General features: G+C 70.5%; 12 protein-coding genes. 5 read left to right on the top strand and 7 right to left on the bottom strand.

Annotated features, from left to right (window positions below):
• Nucleotides 1-8: 8 nt before the first annotated feature.
• From OEB96_RS38305 to OEB96_RS38290, 4 genes are read right to left on the bottom strand one after another with little or no spacing between them, the layout of a single operon-like run.
• Nucleotides 9-2,990 (bottom strand): HEAT repeat domain-containing protein, encoded by a 2,982-nt coding sequence (locus OEB96_RS38305; RefSeq protein WP_266221851.1) that lies wholly within the window; start codon nt 2,988-2,990, stop codon nt 9-11.
• A gap of 33 nt (nt 2,991-3,023) precedes the next feature.
• Nucleotides 3,024-4,238 carry a VWA domain-containing protein gene (locus OEB96_RS38300; RefSeq protein WP_266221850.1) on the bottom strand — a complete coding sequence of 405 codons (1,215 nt, stop codon included), beginning with the start codon at nt 4,236-4,238 and terminating at the stop codon, nt 3,024-3,026.
• A gap of 31 nt (nt 4,239-4,269) precedes the next feature.
• Nucleotides 4,270-6,624 (bottom strand): DUF5682 family protein, encoded by a 2,355-nt coding sequence (locus OEB96_RS38295; protein WP_266221849.1) that lies wholly within the window; start codon nt 6,622-6,624, stop codon nt 4,270-4,272.
• Nucleotides 6,625-6,631: 7 nt separating this feature from the next.
• Complete coding sequence (locus OEB96_RS38290; RefSeq protein ID WP_266221848.1) at nt 6,632-7,723, bottom strand: ATP-binding protein; 1,092 nt, start codon at nt 7,721-7,723, stop codon at nt 6,632-6,634.
• A 166-nt stretch (nt 7,724-7,889) separates the two neighbouring features.
• Between OEB96_RS38290 and OEB96_RS38285 the strand changes: the two genes are divergently transcribed.
• The 4 genes from OEB96_RS38285 (at nt 7,890) to OEB96_RS38270 (ending at nt 12,121) form a co-directional block, all read left to right on the top strand.
• Nucleotides 7,890-8,528 (top strand): glutathione S-transferase family protein, encoded by a 639-nt coding sequence (locus tag OEB96_RS38285; RefSeq protein ID WP_266221847.1) that lies wholly within the window; start codon nt 7,890-7,892, stop codon nt 8,526-8,528.
• 94 nt (nt 8,529-8,622) lie between these two features.
• Nucleotides 8,623-9,447 carry a carboxypeptidase regulatory-like domain-containing protein gene (locus OEB96_RS38280; RefSeq protein ID WP_266221846.1) on the top strand — a complete coding sequence of 275 codons (825 nt, stop codon included), beginning with the start codon at nt 8,623-8,625 and terminating at the stop codon, nt 9,445-9,447.
• A 24-nt stretch (nt 9,448-9,471) separates the two neighbouring features.
• Entirely contained in the window at nt 9,472-10,827 is a 1,356-nt protein-coding gene (locus tag OEB96_RS38275; protein WP_266221845.1) for an NAD(P)/FAD-dependent oxidoreductase, read from the top strand.
• A 64-nt stretch (nt 10,828-10,891) separates the two neighbouring features.
• Nucleotides 10,892-12,121 (top strand): ribonuclease E domain-containing protein, encoded by a 1,230-nt coding sequence (locus OEB96_RS38270; protein ID WP_266221844.1) that lies wholly within the window; start codon nt 10,892-10,894, stop codon nt 12,119-12,121.
• 20 nt (nt 12,122-12,141) lie between these two features.
• Here the strand turns inward: OEB96_RS38270 and OEB96_RS38265 are convergent, their stop codons facing one another.
• The 3 genes from OEB96_RS38265 to OEB96_RS38255 form a co-directional block, all read right to left on the bottom strand.
• Nucleotides 12,142-13,281 carry a choice-of-anchor L domain-containing protein gene (locus OEB96_RS38265; RefSeq protein ID WP_266221843.1) on the bottom strand — a complete coding sequence of 380 codons (1,140 nt, stop codon included), beginning with the start codon at nt 13,279-13,281 and terminating at the stop codon, nt 12,142-12,144.
• Between the two features lie 316 nt (nt 13,282-13,597).
• Complete coding sequence (locus tag OEB96_RS38260; RefSeq protein ID WP_266221842.1) at nt 13,598-15,811, bottom strand: tetratricopeptide repeat protein; 2,214 nt, start codon at nt 15,809-15,811, stop codon at nt 13,598-13,600.
• A 54-nt stretch (nt 15,812-15,865) separates the two neighbouring features.
• Nucleotides 15,866-16,204 carry a hypothetical protein gene (locus OEB96_RS38255; RefSeq protein WP_266221841.1) on the bottom strand — a complete coding sequence of 113 codons (339 nt, stop codon included), beginning with the start codon at nt 16,202-16,204 and terminating at the stop codon, nt 15,866-15,868.
• A gap of 112 nt (nt 16,205-16,316) precedes the next feature.
• On the opposite strand from OEB96_RS38255, the gene OEB96_RS38250 reads away from it, so the two are divergent.
• Nucleotides 16,317-18,542: an extracellular solute-binding protein gene (locus OEB96_RS38250; RefSeq protein ID WP_266221840.1), complete on the top strand. Its 2,226-nt coding sequence runs from the start codon at nt 16,317-16,319 to the stop codon at nt 18,540-18,542.

The raw sequence follows: 18,542 nt of genomic DNA, 5'->3' as shown, positions 1-18,542 counted from the left end.
GGGGGATTCTAGCCCGATGGGACGAGCTTGCGAGCGGCCGTGAGCAAGCGCTTGCCAGCCGTGCCCTTGCCGCCCGTGGGCTGCTCGAGCAGCCGCCGTGCCAGCTCGATGCGCGCCTTGGGGTGGTCGGTGCACAGCTTGAGGTAGGCATTGGCCCGGACGGCCACCCCCTCGTCGTCGAGGTCGAGGGTGGCGTCCCCCAATGGGTCGCTTCCCGCAGGGGCCATCGGTTGGCCGGCGAGGCGCGCCAACAGGCGCGGCACCAGGAATTCCAGGGGCATGTGGGCCAGCGGAGCCGCGAGGGCAGATCGCTTGGCGAACGCGGGATCGGCATCGACCATGTCGAGGATGGGACCGAGCGCGAGCACCCCAAAGCCCAGCCAGGCCTCGGCCACCACGCTGGGGGTGAAGCCGTCGCGGTAGAGCTGCATCATCACGGGGAGGGCCCGGCTGTCGCCGAGATAGCCCAGTGCGCGACAAGCGGCACGCGCCATGCTCTCGCCTTGCTTGTTGCGGCGGGCCGCTCCCCCCTTGAGACCACCCACCGCGAGCACCAGTTCCTCGAGCACCCGCACGTCGCCGAGCTGTCCCAGGGCGATCGCTGCGTGCTCGCGCACACCATGACTGCGATCGGTACGGAAGATGACGCGAAGATCGGGGATGGCCTGCTGGGCGCCGAGGTTGGCGAGCGCCTCGCAGCCCAGCTCGCGGGCGTGCGCATCCTTGTCGGAGCGCGCCTGTGAGAGCAGCGGCGGCAGCTTGTTGGCCAGGTGATCGCGACGGGACTCCGCCAGGGGGCTCGGGCGCGGGCGGGCGCGCTGCAGCTCGAGCAGCGCGTCGTCGGCCATGTGCACCACCCGCTGACCATACTGGCGCCCCGCCTGCCGCCGGCGCCCCGAGAACGCCTTGAGCAGCAGCTCGGCCTCCGGCGATGCGCCACGAGCGAGCAACGCGAACGCGGTTCGCAGCGCAACCGTGCCCATGGGCAGCGCGAGGATCATCTCGGCCACCCTCAGCGCCCGCGCGGGATCCTGGGCGAGCGCATCCACCACGTAGGGCATGGCCCCGCCGTCGGCGAGCACCACGAGGTCCTCTTCCATGCGCGTCACGTCGAGCGCGCGGTAGTGCCGGTGGTAGTGGACCGCCGCCTCGTACTGCGTCATCTCCCCGCGCATGCGGGCCGTCATCACCTCGCCCGGGCTGGGCTCTCCCTGTGGGGTGGGGATGTGAATGCTGCCGTGGGTGGGCACGGGGACCAGACCCTCGCGCTCGATGGCGGCCGCGGAGGTGAGCTTGACCAGCGCGACCCCCAGCACCTGGAACAGCTTGACGAACCCACTGACGCGCTTGGCGGGGTCGGGCTCGGCCACGATCGCGGTGAGCAGCTCGGCGGGCTTGACGAGCTTGAGCTGGCGCAGGCGCTCCCCCAAGGGCTCGGCCGCGCGCGCGTCGAGGCCGACCAGGCCCGCCACCAGCAGATCGCCGAGTTCCTCGCGCAGCTCGCCCAGGCTCACCGCGGCGTAGGAGAGGCCGGCATCGCGCGCCACCTGGGTCCACCGCTTGGGCTTGGGCAGCCGGGATTGCGGGACGCTCGCGGCGTCCGAGGCCTTGCGGGGGGCCCCTACTGGACGCAGCGCGAGGCCTGCGTGATCGCGAACGATCAAGGTGGTGGGCCACAGGGTGGGGATCGCATGGTGGAGATCGAGCTCTCCGAGCATCGCCCGCAGCTGCCGCCCCTCGAGCGCATCGCCCATGCGCTCCTCGATGCCGGCGGAGTGTCGCAGGTGCAAGGTGGCGAAGGCCTCGTCGAAGATCCGCAGGCGCCCGCCCTGCGCCACCAGCCCGTGAGCGTGGACGAACACCGGCATGCGGTCGGGCGCGAACAGGTCGCTGCGGTGCTCCTGGAAGCGGCTCACCGCGGTGGCGATCGGCAGCGCGTGCGCGAGCATGCGCTCGACGTCGGCCGAGGTCAGCTCGCGTCGGCCCTGGTCGCCTTCCATGTAGAGCCGCCACGGCGCGAACCCGGGGAAGATCCCGCCGTGCGCGCCCTCGAGCACCTTGCCCGCGTAGCTCGCCTTGGGGACCGTGGTCTTGGCGATGTGCGGCGGGAGGATCTGGCGCTCGGTGTAGTGCTCGCCCGATTCCAGCTCGAGGAAGCGGCTCTCGCACACGCGATAGTCGTCGGCGGTGGTCTGCTTGGCGTAGGCGTACTCGCAAAGGCGCAGGCCCTGGACCGGCTTGCGATCCTTCTTCAGCCAGGTCCGGCCGATCAGCTCCTCCACGTAGCGATCCTCGAGCGTCTTGCCGTCGCAGTGGGCGGTGACCTTGGCCGCGGTGAGCAGCATGTCCGAGAGCAACGTGGCGTGGCGCACGGGATCGATGCCCTGGCCCGCGCCTTCCTGGAGGTGCTGGGCCAGCAGCAGGGTCTGCCCCGACAGCCGCCGCAGCCGAAGCTGACGCAGGTTGGCCGCGAGGTCCTCGAGCTGGGCCACGCGCTCGCCGGCCAGGTTGCCCACTCCGGTCACGGCGAGCTCGCGCACCAGCGTGTCGACCCGCTCGGCGCCGGTCTTCATCAGCTCGTTGCCGTCGACCCTGGGCGCCGCGGCGGCGCGCGAGCGCTTGCGAGGACCGCCCTCTCCGTCGCCCTTGCCCTTGGCCCCGCGGGCCTCGTCCTCGGCGGCCGTCTCGGTGACCACGAACGCCTCGGGGGTCTTGGCCCACGCCAGCGCGAGCGCGGCCGAGTGCTTGCAGAACGGCCGATTCCAGGCGGCCCGACAGCTGCACTTGGCCTTGATCTGGTCGCGCTCCCCGAACGCGATCGACGTGCGATAGGGCGAGCTGCCCGAGCCCTTGGCCTCGGCGTAGAGCTTGTCCTCGGTGCGCGCGAGGTGCATGAGCCCGCGCTGATCGAGGATCGTCTGCCCCTTGGAGAGCTCCCCCCGGTCGATCATCGACCGCAGATCCGACATCGACAGATTGCGAACGGCCACGTCGATCCTCCCTTGCTCGCTTGCGTCGTCGACCTAGCGCCTCGAGGGCTCGGAACGGTCGAGGAACGCCCGTAGGTCCCCGCCCTTGAGCACCTGCTCCATCACCGCCACCAGCTTCTTGGGGGTGCAGCCAAAGCACGGGATCCCCAGCGCGGTGAGCCTCTTGGCCATGTCGTGGTCGTAGCTGGGGTGCCCGCGATCGGACAGCGCCAAGAGCACCACCACCTTCACCCGGCTCTCGACCAGCTGGCGCATGCGTGCCACCAGCTCCTTGGCGTTGCCGCCCTCGTAGAGATCGGTGATGAGGATGAGCAGGGTCTTGTCGGGGCGCTCGATGAAGTTGCCCTGCGCGTAGGCGACCGCGCGATTGATGTCGGTGCCGCCGCCGAGCTGGGCCGAGAACAGCACCTCGACCGGATCGTCGAGCGCGGGGGTCATGTCGACCACCTGGGTGTCGAACAAGAGCAGCCGCGTGCGCAGCACGTCGAGCGAGGCGAAGATCGCCGCCATCACCGAGCTATAGACCACGCTCTCGCCCATCGAGCCGCTCTGGTCGACGAGCAGCGCCACGTCCCACTCGTGGCGGCGGCGCTGGTTGGCCCAGAAGTAGAAGCGCTCGGGCAGCAGGCGCTTGCGCTCGCGGTCCCAGCCCTTGAGGTTGCGGGTGATGGTGCGCTTCCAGTCGAGGTTGCGCATGATCGGCAAGGGGCTCTGGGTACCGCGGCGCAGCGCCCCGAACACCGCCGTGCGGATCTCCGACTCGAGCTTGCGCCGCAGCTCCTCGACCACCTCGCGGACGATCTGCCGGGCGATGTCCTTGGCCTTGCTGGGCACCATGCCCCGCGCGCTGACCAGGGTGGCCACCAGCTCCACGTTGCGATCGAGCAGCGCGAGGGTCTCGGGCTCGAACAGCAGCGCCTTCATGTCCTTGCGCTCGATCGCGTCCTTCTGGACCAGCGCCACCACCTCCTGGCTGAAGAACTCGCGCAGGTTGGCGAGCCAGGTGGGGATGTGGGGGCGCGAGGGCCCGCTGCCGCCGCGGCGGTCGTCGCCGTAGACGACGCCCATGGCCCGATCGAAGTCCGACAGGCGCTCGGCCCCCACGCCGATCGCATCGCCCGCCGCTCCGGCCAGGCCCGCCAGCGAGCAGCCGGAGGCGACCTGCTCGGCCTGCTCGCCCAGCGCCAGCCGCCAGCGCAAGAGCGACAGGCGATCCTCGGGGCTCAGGTCCTTGGGGTCGAAGTCCATCGGCCTTCCCAGTCCTCCATCCGCCCCCGCGTTAGAGCAGATCGTCCAGATCGTCGAGCGCCAGGTCGAGATCGTCGCTGACCTCGGCCAGGACGGCCTCGTCGGTGGTGGTGATCACGGTCGCGGCCGCGGCGGCTCGGTCACCGAGCCCGCGGGCGTTGATCAAGTTCTCGAGGAAGGTCCGGCGCTCGGTCGGTCCGAGCGCGCCGAACACCCGGCGAAGCAGCGGCAGGATGTTGCGGAAGGTCTCGGGCTCCACCTCACACACCCAGGCATCGAGGGTCTCCACGATCGCGCGGTTCTTGACCAGCACCATCGCGTTGATCTGCAAGAAGCCCTCGAGGTAGGCCGCGCCCGCCTGCGGGTGCAGCGTGTCGGACAGACGCTGGCCGACGTAGATGGCCACGTCGTCCTCGGACACGTGACGCGCGAGGTAGAGCAGCGCGGTGGCAACCCCGGCGGCACGCGGGTGGATCGAGTAGTCCTCGACGAGCTCGGCGGCCGCACGAAGCCACACGTCCCGATCGACCCCCGGCTGGGACAGCGCCACGTCGTGCAGCGTCTGCAGGGCGCGCGGGATCTCGGCAACGGCGTCGTCGTCGCCCGTGCAGGCCGGACGCAGCCGCAGCACCGCGCGATCGAAGGTCTTGCGGCACAGCGCATCGAGGGTCGCCTTGCTGCCGCCTCCCATGAGGACGTCGCGCGACGAGCCGTAGGAGACCAGACCGGACAGCGACATGCAGGCGCGCGCCAGCGAGGGCAGGTCGTCGTCGGTGGCGGCGAGCCGGTCGCACGCCCGCATGGCATCGGCGGCGGGGCGCGGGCACACGGTGACCACCGCTTCCAGCAGCACGCTCGCCGCGTCGGCCGTGCCGGTGGCCTCCTCGAGGCGCTGGCCCAGGACCTGATCGGTGACCTGCTGCAGCGTGCTGCCCAGGGCGATCCGCTCCACCAGCGCGATGTCGGTGCTCGGGGTCCACTGGGCCATCCACGACTCGCGCATGCGACCGAGCGCATCCACGCCGCCGGCCTCGTCGACCTCGCCGCGGCGCACGGCCCGATCCTTGTAGGTGCCCTGATAGCTCGCATAGGGCACTCCGGCCACGCGCAGCCGATGCAAGAACACCGAGGTCTCCACCGCCCTGGGCTCGCGCAGCAGCAGCGCGACCTCGGTGGGCTCGTCGTCGCGGGGCAAGGCACGCTCGTCGACCTCGCGCCAGAATTCCTCTTGCAGCGAGTTCTTGCCGATCCGCTCGGCCACCCGCCCCACGCGATGCCCCAGCATCCCGCGCCACAGGAACGCATCGACCGGCCCGGCATCGCCGTGGCACAGCGTGGCGATGCAGGCCTCGCGCACCTCGTCGAGCCCGGGCTCGGGCTTGTCGCGCAGATCGGCCAGCGCTCGCGCCAGGCGATAGGCCTCGATGGTGTCGGCCATCGAGGCCGCGAACCCACGACTGCGCAGCTCGGCGCCGAAGCCCAGCAGCGCCCGCAGCGTGGCCTGGCGAAAGTCGCAGCCGGCCTCGTGCGCGAGCTGGTAGTACTGCGGCGCGCGATTGCCCGCGCCGTAGCCGAGCTGCGCGGCCAGCCGCGGGAAGCTGTAGGGGATCACGGTGGTCGCGGCCGGCCTCGCCTCGGGCAGCGTGGACAAGAGCGCCGGGTCCACGTCGCCCGCCACGAACGCCGCCGCGTGGGCCGCTCCGACCACGGCCACGATGCGCTCGGGGTCCACTCCATCCACCCCTTCGCCCCCTGCCACGATCGCCTCGATCCGGGCGGCCATGAAGGCATCGCGCGCGCGATGCCACCTGACCGGGTGGGCCTCGCGAACGAGCGCGGCGTGGGCCAGCAGCGCCTCGCGAAACTGCTGCGGCTCGTAGGCGGGCGCTTCGAAGCAGGCCTCCCACAGCTCCTCGAACCCGCGCAGGCCCCGGGCCTCGGCCGCGGCCTGGTGCGGATCGAAGCGCGGCTCGGCCCTCGCCTCGTGCTCGCCACGCTCCTCCCCTTCGTCCTCGTAGGGTTCGCCCTCGTGCTCCTCGCTCGCACGATCGTGGGCCAGCGACACGCCCACCGGAACGTCGATGAACCGTGCCGTGACCTCGTGCTCGGCCGCCCAGCGCAGCGCCTGCCACTCGGGCGAGTAGGCGGCAAACGGCCACAGCGCCGAGCGCGGCTCGCCCTCGGTGGCATAGCCGAGGATTGCGATCGGCGGCTCGGTCTTGGCGTCGACCAGCACGTCGACCAGCGGGTCGGCGTCGCAGGGACCTTCCACCAGCACCACCTTCGGTCGGACTCGCTCGAGGAACGCCCGCAGCATCGCGGTGCTCCGCGGCGAGTGGTGGCGCACCGGGAACAGGTGCACGCGCGCCAGGGACGATCCGCTCATGCGCCTCTCAGCTGGCCTTGAGGATCCGGCGCGCCTCGGCGTGGAACGTCTTCCACAGCCCGTCGCGCCCCTTGGCCACCGTCTCGTTGTACTCGCGCAGCGACTTGAGGTCCTCGGCGCTCTCCTTGGCCACCGCCCCCACCAGCGAGCGTGCGAGCTCCTTGGGTCCCACCGCGCCGTCACCGAAGTGCTGGGCCAGGATGGCGCTGTTGAACAGCACGCTGATCGCCTCGGCCGTGGACATCACGGAGCTGGGCGGGTTGACCTTGGTCTTGCGATCCTTGGTGACCCCCGCGCGGAGTTCCTGGAACATGGTGACCAGCATGGCCACCAGCTCGGCCGGCGGCGTGGGCTCGACCTGATAGTCCGAGCGCAGCTCGGCCTCGCGCTTGGTGACGATCTCGATCTCCTGCCGCAGGTCGCTGACCACCGGGATCGTCACGAAGTTGAAGCGGCGCTTGAGCGCGGCGCTCATCTCGTTGACCCCGCGATCGCGGGTGTTGGCGGTGGCGATGAGGTTGAAGCCCCGCTGGGCCGCCGCGATGCGGGCGAGCTCGGGCACCGCCACCTGCTTCTCGGACAGCAGGGAGATCAGCGCGTCCTGGATCTCCGCCGGGGTACGGGTGATCTCTTCGAAGCGCGCGAACTTGCCGGCCTCCATCGCCCGCAGGATCGGCGAGGGCACCAGCGCCTTCTCGGTGGGCCCCTCGGCCAGCAGCAGCGCGTAGTTCCAGCTGTACTTGATGTGGTCTTCGGAGGTGCCCGCGGTGCCTTGCACGATCAGCGACGAGTCGCCGGAGATGGCCGCACACAGGTGCTCGGAGAGCCAGCTCTTGGCGGTGCCCGGCTCGCCCACCAGCATCAGCGCGCGGTCGGACACCAGCGTTGCGATTGCCACCTCGACCAGCGATGCATCACCGATGAACTTGGGGGTGATGGCCACCCCGTCGACCGGCTTGCCGGCCCCCAGGATGTACGTCGCCACGGCCCTGGGCGACAGCCGCCAGCCCGGGGGGCGGGACCCTTCGTCCTTGCGGGCCAGGGCGGCCAGCTCGGCTTCGTACTTCTGCTCGGCGGGGAGGCGAATGACGGCGGACATGGAACGGGTACCGAAGGGACGAGACCGCGGGCTCGGGGTTGCACGAGGGGCCGTGAATGGACCCGCGCCGCGCGAGCGTACACCCACGAGCCCGTGGTTGACACCACCGGACGGCTTGGGCCCAAATGGCCGGGCGTTCGCATCACCACGAACGAGGGAGGCTCCCATGTCGATCGTCGTCCATCACCACCCGTTCACCCGTGCCGCCGCGACCGTTTGGATGCTCGAGGAGGTCGGAGTCGAGTACGAGCTGCGCTTCGTGAACGTCATGGCCGGGGAGCAGAAGGCTCCCGAGATCCTCGCCATCAACCCGATGGGCAAGCTGCCCATCCTCGTGGATGGCCTCGTGGACGGTGACGTGGTCGTGACCGAGTCGGCCGCGATCGGCCTCTACCTGGCCGACCGCTACGCCCCGGGGCGGCTCGCGCCTGCGCTCGACGACCCCGCCCGCGGCACCTACCTGCGCTGGTCGCTGTTCGCCCCCTCGGTCATCGAGCCGGGCGCCGCCGCCAAGGGGGCCGGGTGGGAGTACAAGGAGGGCACCGTCGGCTGGGGCTCGCACGAGGCGATGCTCACCGCGATGGAGAGCGCCGTGGCCGATCGCAGCTTCATCCTCGGCGACTCGTTCTCGATGGCCGACGTGATCTTCGGCGGCACGCTGCGCTTCATGCTCGCGTTCAAGATGATCGAGTCGCGACCGGTGTTCGCCGCCTATGTGGAGCGACTGAACGCGCGCCCGGCCCTTCGGCGAGCCGAAGAGCGCAACGCGGAGATCGCCAAGGCGCACGGGCTGAACCAGGGGTGACGGGCGGCTGGCACCCCCGCGGCCGAGCATCGTCGGAGGCCCGCTTCCCATCCGGGGCTCCGATGACACCCCAGCTCGCGGTACGGTACGCCGAGTGACCAGGCTCCCTCTCACGTCCCTCCTGCTCCCCGTGGTGCTGCTCGCATGCGGCGACTCGGCGCCCAGCGATCCCACGCCGAGCGACACCGAGGGAGCCCTGACCACCGACTCGTCCACCACGCTCGACGAGTGCGAGACGGAGTGCAGCGACGATACCGGGGAGCCTCCGGCTCCCACGGTCGACGTCAGCGGCGATGCCTTTGCCTTCACCCTCCCCGGCGAGCCCTACGGCCTCATCGACGGCGCAACGATCTCCATCCTCGAGAACCCCGCGCAAACGGTGACGACCGACCCATTGGGACACTTCGAGCTCGGGTCGCTGCCCCCCGGCGGCACCGCCACCTTCGTGCTGGAGCGCAACGGCTTCCCCACCGCCCACACCAAGACCTTCACGCTCCCGCAGGAGGGTGTGCTCGATCAAGTGACGTTCCAGGTGCCCGACGACGCGCTGTTCGATCTGCTCGCGGGCCTGCTCATGCTCGAGGTCGATCCCACCGCCTGCCAGATGGTCAGCACCGTCACTCGCGTGGGCAAGTCGATCTACGACGAAGGTGCGCACGGAGAGGCCGGCGCCACGGTCACGGTGGATCCGCCGCTGCCGTCCGAGCACGGGCCGATCTACTTCAATGCATCGGTCATCCCCGACCCCATGCTCACCGAGACCTCGGAGGACGGCGGCGTGCTGCTCACCAACGTTCCGCCCGGCACCTACGTGCTCTCCGCTCACAAGGACGGCGTGACGTTCGAATCGGTCACCATGCAGTGCGAGTCCGGCGTGCTGGTCAACGCCTCGCCGCCCTACGGGCTGCAGGCCCTGTGAGCCGCGCATCCGGGTCCGTGCACCATGCCCACCATCTCCACGATCGACCACGCCGTCGTCCTCGGCGGCAGCATGACGGGAATGCTCGCCGCCGCTGCCCTGGCCCGCCACGCGCGGCGGGTGACCGTGATCGACCGCGACGAGCTCGACGACGCGCCACACCACCGCAAGGGCACGCCGCAGGACCACCAGGCCCACATCCTGCTCGACCGCGGGCGACTCGCCATCGAGCACCTGATGCCCGGCCTCTTCGACGAGCTGCTCGAGCACGGATCACGTCGCATCGACTTCGGCCAGGAGCTGTGGTGGTACCACTATGGGCGCTGGAAGATCCGCTGCGACACGCCCTACCGCCTCTACGTGCAGACCCGCCCCTTGCTCGAGCACCACGTGCGACGCCGGCTGCGGGCCTCGAGCAACGTGGAGCTCCGCTCGCAGACCGAGGTGCTCGAGCCCGTGATCGTCGATGGCCACGTGCGAGGGGTACGCCTGCGCTCCCGCCAGCCCAGCGCTCCGCTCGAGCTGCCTTGCGATGTGATCCTCGACGCAACCGGTCGCGGATCTCGGTCGCCCCAGTGGCTCGAGCCGCTGGGCTTCGGCTCGCCGCGCGAGGAGCGGATCCCGCTGGGCCTGGCCTACGCGAGCCGACTCTACCGGCGACCGCCCAGCGCCCCTTCGGAGTGGTCCGCCTACATCGTCTATGCGACGCGCCCGGCCCAGCGCCGCCACGGCCTGCTGTTCGCGGTCGAGGACGATGGCTGGCTGCTCGCGCTCTCCGGCTACGGGGGCGACCATCCGCCCGATGATCCCGAGGGCTTCGAGGCATGGGCCGGCTCGCTCGATCGCCCCGATCTCCGCGACTTCATCCGTGAGGCCGAGCCGCTGACCAAGCCCCGGCTCCACGCGTTTCCCTTCATGCGCTGGCGTCACTACGAGGAGCTACGACTGCCAATGGGCTACGGCGTCGTGGGTGACGCCATGTGCAGCTTCGATCCCGTCTTCGGGCAAGGCATGACGGCCGGTGCGATGGAGGCCGAGCAGCTCGAGCGCATGCTCGCGTCGGGCCGAGGGTTCGACTCCACGAGCTTTGCCCGAGCGTGCGCCCGCATCGCCAAGAACCCCTGGACGCTCGCGCTCGGAGAGGCCGCGCGCTACGCAACCGCCGAGACCAGCATCCCCGCCCTGCCACTGCTGCACCGCTTCCTCGATCGAGTATTCGCATGCAGCACCAGCGATCCCGTGGTGTACCGCGCGTTCCTCGACGTGCTCCAGCTCCACGCGGGCCCCGAGTCGTTGTTTCGGCCGCACCTGCTGTGGCGCCTTGCGCGGGGCAAGCCGGCCGAGGTCGGTGCTGCAGCGCCCATGCGCCACCCGGGCTGAGAGGACGTGTGTGGCCGCGGAGAGGCCGATTTTCCGTCTCGGCCGAAATGTCCGAAGATGAAGCATGCAACGGCTCTGCGCGTTGGGAGTGCTCGTCTGGTCCGCAGCCGCCACGGTGCATGCGGCGCCACCCGACGATGGCGCGGCGCTGCCGGGCTTGGTCGACGAGCCGACCGAGTCGGGTGACCCGGCCGAGCCCGAGACCCCAACCACCGAACACGAAGCGCCGACCACCGAGCCCGAGGCGCCAGCCACCGAGACCACCGAGCCCGAAGCGCCGACCACCGAGACCACCGAACCCGAAGCGCCGACCACCGAGACCATCGAGCCCGAAGCACCGGGAGCAGACCCACAGGAGCCCGCAGCGGATCCAACGGATGCGCTCGCCGACCCATCGGCCGAGCCCGCCAAGCCGCCCGCACCATCCACCGCCCCGTCGCCACCGGCCGCCACCACCAGCCCTCCTCCCCGGCCGCCTCCATCCCCGCCTCCTGCCGCGAGCAAGACCTCGACCGACTCCAACCCCTCTCGCACCGACCCCAAGGACGACGCCGAGCGCAGTGACGACGACACCAAGCGCGACGCCAAGGCCGAGGACGAAGAAGACAAGGAGCCGATCAAGCACAAGGGCTTCATCCTCGACTTCCGCGTGGGCGTGGTCGGCTGCACGCGCCTGTTGTGCCAGCGACACGGCGCCAAGCCGGGGCTTCGCCTCGACGGCCTGATGGGCCGCAACTTCTTCGGCTTCCTCGATCTCGGGCTCGCGGGCGCATGGGGACGCATGCGCGCCAATGTGGCTCCGGGCACCGATGGTCTGGCGCTCTACGGGCTCACGCAGGAAGGCCTGCCCCCCGAGGCGGCCGCGCTGATGTTCGACGAGTTCACCGTCGACGACGCCCACCTCGAGACGATCCAGGCCGGTCTCGATGCGCGCGTGCACATCATCCCGCGCGGACGCTTCGATCCCTACGTGGGCATCGGCGCCCAGTACAACCTGTTCCGGGGGATCTACGACACGCCGGCCGGCGAGACCCGCATGGGCTTCCACGGCCTGGCGTTCCCCCTGCAAGCGGGCTTCGTGGTGTTCGCCACCAAGCGCCTCGCGTTCGGGGCCCAGTTCGACTACCTCGTGACGTGGTACGGCGGAGTCACCGTTCGCGGGGCACCGGGCGATCTCGGAGCCCCCATTCCCCTCATCGAGGATGCAGCGGCCGAGGCCGGCGTGAACCTCCCCGGCGACCTGCCGCAGCTATGGTCGGCGGGCGCGGTGGTGCACGTGCGCCTGGGCAAGTGAGCCCACGATCCGCGACCGCATCACCCCTCGGGCTGCGTGGTCGGGCCTCCGGTGGGCTCGCAGCCCCACTGCCAGTCGTCGAGGAACACGTAGCTGTCGAGGATCGAATCGCTCAGGTCGAAGATCGCGAACACTACCGTGATCATCTCGCCACCGGTCACCCCGGCGGTGGTGGTGAGCCAGCCGGTGGCGGCGTGCTGCTTCATGCAGGTGCCGTTCAGCTCGGGCGCGTTGCCGGTGTACTCGAGGAAGCCGGCGTTGAGCGAGATCGGGTTGCCCGCCGCGTCGAACGAGATGTTGCCCGTCCACTTCTCGGACTCGAGCCAGCCCACGTACATGTCGTTGAACTGCGAGCCATAGTAGTAGGGATACTCGGTCGACGAGAACGCGAAGTCGTAGCTGACCGAGACCACGTCGGGCGGCACCTGCACGGTGAAGCGCATCTCCACGTAGTCGTTGGCCGACACGCCCTGCGAGAACTGGTCGTGGATCGTGTTGGAGCAGTCGCCGCTCCCGATGAGCGCCGGGTTGGCGATGCAATCACCCGCCACGTCGTTGGTCTCGAGCGGCGCCGGCAGGCTACCGCCGGGGTCGAAGGCACCGAGGTCGTCGTTGCAGTGGGTGGGGAACTGGTTGCTGTCACCCGCCGGGGTCTGGAGGTTCAGATCCGCGACCAGACCGCTGCCGATGACCGCGTAGACCGAGCCCTCGCGCGGGTCGAACGCATTGGTGGCACCGAAGCTCGAGCGAATGCCACGCGCGGTCGCGGGCCCGGAGGTGGAGGCGTTGACCTGGAGCTCGCCGGGGCAGTTCAGGCCCATCGCCCGGAAGAGATCGTTGGTGCCCGCATCGCAGGGCACGTGCTCGGGGATGGTGCACTCGCAGTTGCCGAGCTCCTCGCAGCTCGGTGGGGGCCCACCGCCGTCGGGCGTGCCCCCGAGGTCGAACTTGGGGCCGTCGGCCGAGTCCGCCGAGTCACCCGAGTCCGCCGAGTCGCCCGTGCCACCACCGGTACCATCGCCGGTGTCGGTCATGCCGTCGCCTTCGTCGGTGGTGCCCGCGCTTGCGGTCGCGGTCACGTTGATCCCGGTGAGACTCGTGCCGTCGGACTCTCGGCCGCCCGGATCACAGGCCACTGCGAGCAACGCCAATCCACTCACCCAAGCCGTCCTCGTCGTCATCGACATCGCTCGCCCCTTCCACCATGGGTGAACCCTCGTCCACGGCATCATGTACCGAGGAGTAAGGCCTCGCCGCATTTCCACCTACCTCAGCCTAGCCGGTTCGAAGGCGGTTGGCGAGCGTGGAGTTGCAGGGTTTCGACATCCCTCGAGTCGCGAAATTCCGGCGAGGAACCGCAACGATGGGCGAATTGGGCAAGTTGCCCAGCCGCTGGGCGAGCGGCACGAATGCGATTGGGCAACCAGCACATCAGCGGCCGTGACGGCGGTGGGCGAGCGTTGCTGGAGCGCGCATTCACTGGCCCGATGCATCGCCGCCATGTCCGGGTCCTCGGTTGGACCCACGGTTGGCGTAGCGAAGCAGGTCCTCGGGCCGCAGCGCTTCGAGGGTCATGGTCGCCTCCTCTTCGGCCTCGTCCCCGGCCACGACACGAGGCGCAGCGGGCTGGAGCAGCGGAGGCGGCTCCGGCTCGGCGGAGGCGTTGGCGACCGGCGGCGGCTCCTGGCCGGGCGGCGAGTATGGGGCCGCACGCGAGTACGAAGCCGGGGGCGGCCTCGTGGCTGCGTCCTCGTCGACGGCCCCGGGAGGGGGTCGCGTCGACGACCCGCTCGAGAGTGCACGCGCGATGTCGGCCGCCGACAGCGGCGTGAGCCGGGCCATGGTGGGGGCCTCGTCGCCCATGCCCCCCCTTCTCGGTGAGGGAGGCTCGGGCTCACTCTCCGAGGCCGGTGGAGCCATCGGGGGCGGTGACCAGGCCGCGGGCACGGGTTCGGACGGCGGCGACCACGAAGAGACCGGCGTGGGCTCTCGCGGAATCGGTTCCGGTACGACGTGAGGAGGTGGCGACCATGCCTGCGGCTGCACGGGCTGCGGCTGCGACGACGACTGCTGCGCCATCGCCCGCGCGATGTCCTCGGCCGTCAGCGGCTTCATGTGCAGCAGCGTGGCCGGCTCGTCCTCTTCGCGCTCGCGCAGGTCCACGCTCGTCGTCGAGTCGACATCGCCCTCGTCGTCGTCGTAGATCAGCTCGGAGATCGAAGGGCGCACCGCATGCGGAATCGCGGGCGTCATCGCCGGCTCGACCGGCGCGGGCGCGAAGCGATGCTCCTCGGGCACGTGCAAGGCCACCGTCGCCAGGCCAGGGTCCGGCGCCTCGAATGCATGCTCCTCCTCCTCGCGCTCGGGTCGCGTGGGTGCATCGGACCAGGGGTTGGGCTCGCCCGGCGAAGAGAACTCGCCCAGTGCCTCGATGAGATCGCTGGCGTCGAGCGACATGGTGGCGTTGATGTCGGCGGCGGGCTTCTTGGGCACGGGAGGAAGCGGCTGCTTGGACCGGCCAGGCGGCGGCCGGCGTCCACCCGGGGGCGGAGGTGGAGACCGACCCGCCGGCGGCGTGGTGGCGGGCGATACCCCGAGGCCCGCGGCCTGCTGCATGTCGTCGATCATGAGATCGTCGAGATTCAGCATGGTCATGCCCTCGGCCTCGGTGAGCTTCACGCCGCCGCCCGGAGCACGAGTGCTGGCCCCCTCGTCCACCAGTAGATCGGCGATGTTCAGCACCACCGTGCCCTCGGGCGCTGCCTCCTGCGGCATGCTGACCGCCTTGGGCTCGGGGCGCGGCACCTCGATGCGCTTGATCGAGCGCAGGAACCCGATGTCGGTGGGTCGCCAGTACCTGGCGTGGTTCAAGATGGCATCGGCCTTGTCGGCCTGGCCGGTGGCACCGAGCTCGTCCACCAGGCGCTCGAGCACCGACAGCGCCTTGTCGGTACGCCCGATGAGCGCGAAGGCCTGAGCCAGGATCTCGTAGCCGATGATGTCGCCCGGGCTCACCTTGGTGAGCCGGCCGAGGCAACGGACCGCCTCGTGGGGCTTGCGAAGCTCGAGGTAGACCCGCGGCAGGTCGCGAAGGGTGTCGATGTCCCGCGGCTCGAGGCCCAGGACCTGCTCGGCCACCTGCACGTACTCCTCGTAGCGCTTGGCCTGCAGCAGCAGGTTGCCCGCGTCGGTCAGCGCCTCCACGGCCTCGCGCATCATGTGACGCGCCTGATAGATGCGCGCGAGCTGGCGGCGCACGTCGGGGTTGTGCGGATCGAGCTCGGCCCCCAATCGCAGGATCTGCAGCCCGTCGGTCTGCCGTCCCGCCTTGAGGTGGGCCTCGGCCGCCCTTGCACACAGGGTCCGCGCCTGTCGCCCGATGCGACGCACCATCGGGCCCACCGACATGTACACGAACGCGTGAGGTGCGATCGCGATGAGACGCTCGCAGATCGCCATGCACTCCTGGTGGCGGCCGCGGGCCGCATAGGCCTGGGCGACCATCAGGTACTGCTCGCCCGCCTGATCGACCTGCCCCAGATAGGCCAGGCACTCGGCGAACTGCATGCGCAGCGCAAACTTGCCGGGGTCTTGCTCGAGCGCGGCCGCATAGAGCTGAGCCGCCATGTCGGCGCGACCCGCTGCTTGCCACTGCGCGGCCTGGGCCGCGAGCTGATCGGCCTGCGTCACCTGCGCGAGCATACCATTCGAACGCAGGGCGGCGGCGCCCCTCGGCGCTCGTCGCTAATCGCCGAAACAGACCGGGATCTTGCCTCCGGCGCCCTCGCGGTCGACATCGCGGCAATCGTAGCCGCCGCGGCAGTCCTCGTCGTAGTCGCAGCCCATCAGGCACACCCCGCCCGACTTGTCGACGCACCACGAGTCACCGGGGCAGTCACGATCGTCCCGACACTCGACGGTACAAGTACCGCCCGGGTAGTCCTTGCCCTCGACGCAGCGCTCTTCGCAGTCGAAGTCGTCCCGGCACGAACCTCCGACCAGCGCGCTGTCGGGACCCACCCCGCCGTGACACGCAACCCCGACACAGACCAAGACCAGTACGATGCCGATGTTCCGCAGCATGGGCTCATACTACCGCGAAGGGCCGCGCCCGCGGTCGGATCTTCGGCCCGACCCGGGCTCCGGGGGCGCAGACAGACGCCCGCGCCGTAGGTATCCTTCCGCAGTTTTCGCCGTGCCCGTCTCGCTCGCTCGCCTCACCTACGTGCTCGTGCTGCCGGTGTGGTGGCTGCTCGGAAGCGCGGCATGGGCCGCCGAGCCGATCCGTCTTTGGCACGCCTACCGTGGCGCCGAGGAAGAGGCCCTCACCGAGGTGCTCGCCGGGTTCGAGGACGCTCCGGTCGAGACCCTCGCCATCCCCTACGACGCGTTCGGAAGCAAGCTCGCGGCCGCGATCCCGCTGGGCGAGGGACCGCACCTCTACATCGACTCGCACGAGCGCCTGGGCGACTACCGTCGCCGCAAGATCGTCGCACCCGCCGGGGATGCGCTCGAGCTGGGGGTGTTCGATCCCGTGGCCGTGCAGGCGGTGGCGCTCGACGGCGAGGCGTGGGGTGTACCGCTGTCGCGCAAGTCGGTGGCGCTCTACGTCAACACCGCGCTCGTCGACGAGGTGCCCGCGACCCTCGAGGGCATCGCCGCGCTGCAGCCCTCGCTGCCGCCCGGGGTCTACGCCTACGCCTACGAGGTGAAGAAGGCCTACTCGCACGCCCCGCTGCTGCACGCGTTCGGCGGGCGCATGCTGGCCGACGACGACTCGTTCGGGTTCGTGGGGTCCGAGGCAGAAGCCTCGCTGCGCTTTGCGGTGGGCCTGGTGGAGCAGGGCGCGGTGCCGGCCAATGCCGACGGCGGCCTGGTCACCAACCTGTTCAAGTCGGGCAAGGCAGCCTTCGCCGCGAGCGGGCCGTGGCTCGCCGCCGATCTGGCCGCCGATCTGGCCAGCGATGGGGCCAGCGATGTGCCCTACCGGGTGCAGTCGCTCCCGGTGCTCGACGCCACGGGTCAGCCGCTGCGCCCGTTCCTCACCGTCGAGGCCGTGATGCTCTCGCCCCACGGAGCGCAGCGCCCCGAGGTCCGCGCGCTCGCGCGTCACCTCGCCAGCGCCACCGCGGCCGAGGTCCGCCAGCGAAGGGCTCGCACCGTCACCGCCCGCACCGACGTGCCCGCGCCCGCCGACGACCCCTTGCTCGCTGCGTTCGCCGAGCAGGCCAAGGTGGCGATCCCCATGCCCAGCTCTCCCGCCATGCGTGCCACCTGGGAGCCCGCCGACCGGGCCATCGGCAAGGTGCTGCGCGGCCAGGCCGAGCCCGCCGACGCACTGGAGGAAGCCCAGCACCGCTTCGACGACGTCCGTCGCCCCCCGCCCCCGCCCGCCTCGCCGTGGCCGATCGTCGTGCTGCTGTCCGCGCTGTCGCTGTGGGGCGCGTTCGTGCTGGTCCAGCGTGCGCGCCAGCCCGAGCTGCGCGAGCGCCTGCGCAGGTCGCTGCCCGCCTATCGCTACGTGGCCCACGCCGTGCTCGCGGTGGGCATGCTGGTGATCCTGCCGCTGGTCGTCGGCGCCGCCACCTCGCTGTTCGCCGGCCCGGCCGGCGAGGTGCAGTACGTGGGGCTGGCCAACTTCATCGAGATCCTCACCGCGCGCGGAGGCCCGCTGCTGGCCACGGGCTCGTTCTACACGGTGCTCTTGGTCACGCTGCTGTGGACGCTGGTCAACGTGGCCTTCCACCTCGGCATCGGCCTGGCCCTGGGCCTCTTGCTCTCGCGACCGCTGTTGCGCCTGCGAGCCGTGTACCGCGTGCTGCTCATCATTCCCTGGGCCGTGCCCAGCTACGTGACCGCGCTGGCCTGGAAGGGCATGTTCGACCAGCAGTACGGCGCGATCACGGGGATCATCTTGGCGCTCAACGACGCCCTGGGGCTGTCGATGGAGCCGATCGCCTGGTTCTCCTCGTTCAGCACCGCGTTCACGGCCAACGCCGCCACCAACATCTGGCTGGGCTTCCCCTTCATGATGGTGGTGACCATCGGGGCGCTCACGGCCGTGCCCAAGGACGTGCTCGAGGCGGCCGAGGTCGACGGCGCCACCCGCTGGCAGCGGCTCACCAAGGTCGTGCTGCCGATGATCAAGCCCACCATGATGCCCTCGATCACGCTGGGCGCGATCTGGACCTTCAACATGTTCAACGTGGTGTTCCTGGTGTCGGGGGGCGACCCCGACGGCAGCACCGACATCCTGGTCTCCGAGGCCTACCGCTGGGCCTTCACCCGCGAGGCCCAGTACGGCTACGCCGCCGCCTATGCGGTGCTCATCTTCCTCATGCTGATGATCACCACCCGCCTGCTCGAGCGCTCGCGCGGGCGCTGGGATCGAGGCGGGCGCGGCGGGGGGAGCGACGACTGA

Source organism: Paraliomyxa miuraensis, from assembly GCF_026337845.1.
GTDB lineage: Bacteria > Myxococcota_A > Polyangia > Nannocystales > Nannocystaceae > Paraliomyxa > Paraliomyxa miuraensis.
Note: the sequence above shows the minus strand (reverse complement) of the source record. Positions and strands in the feature narration are given on the sequence as shown.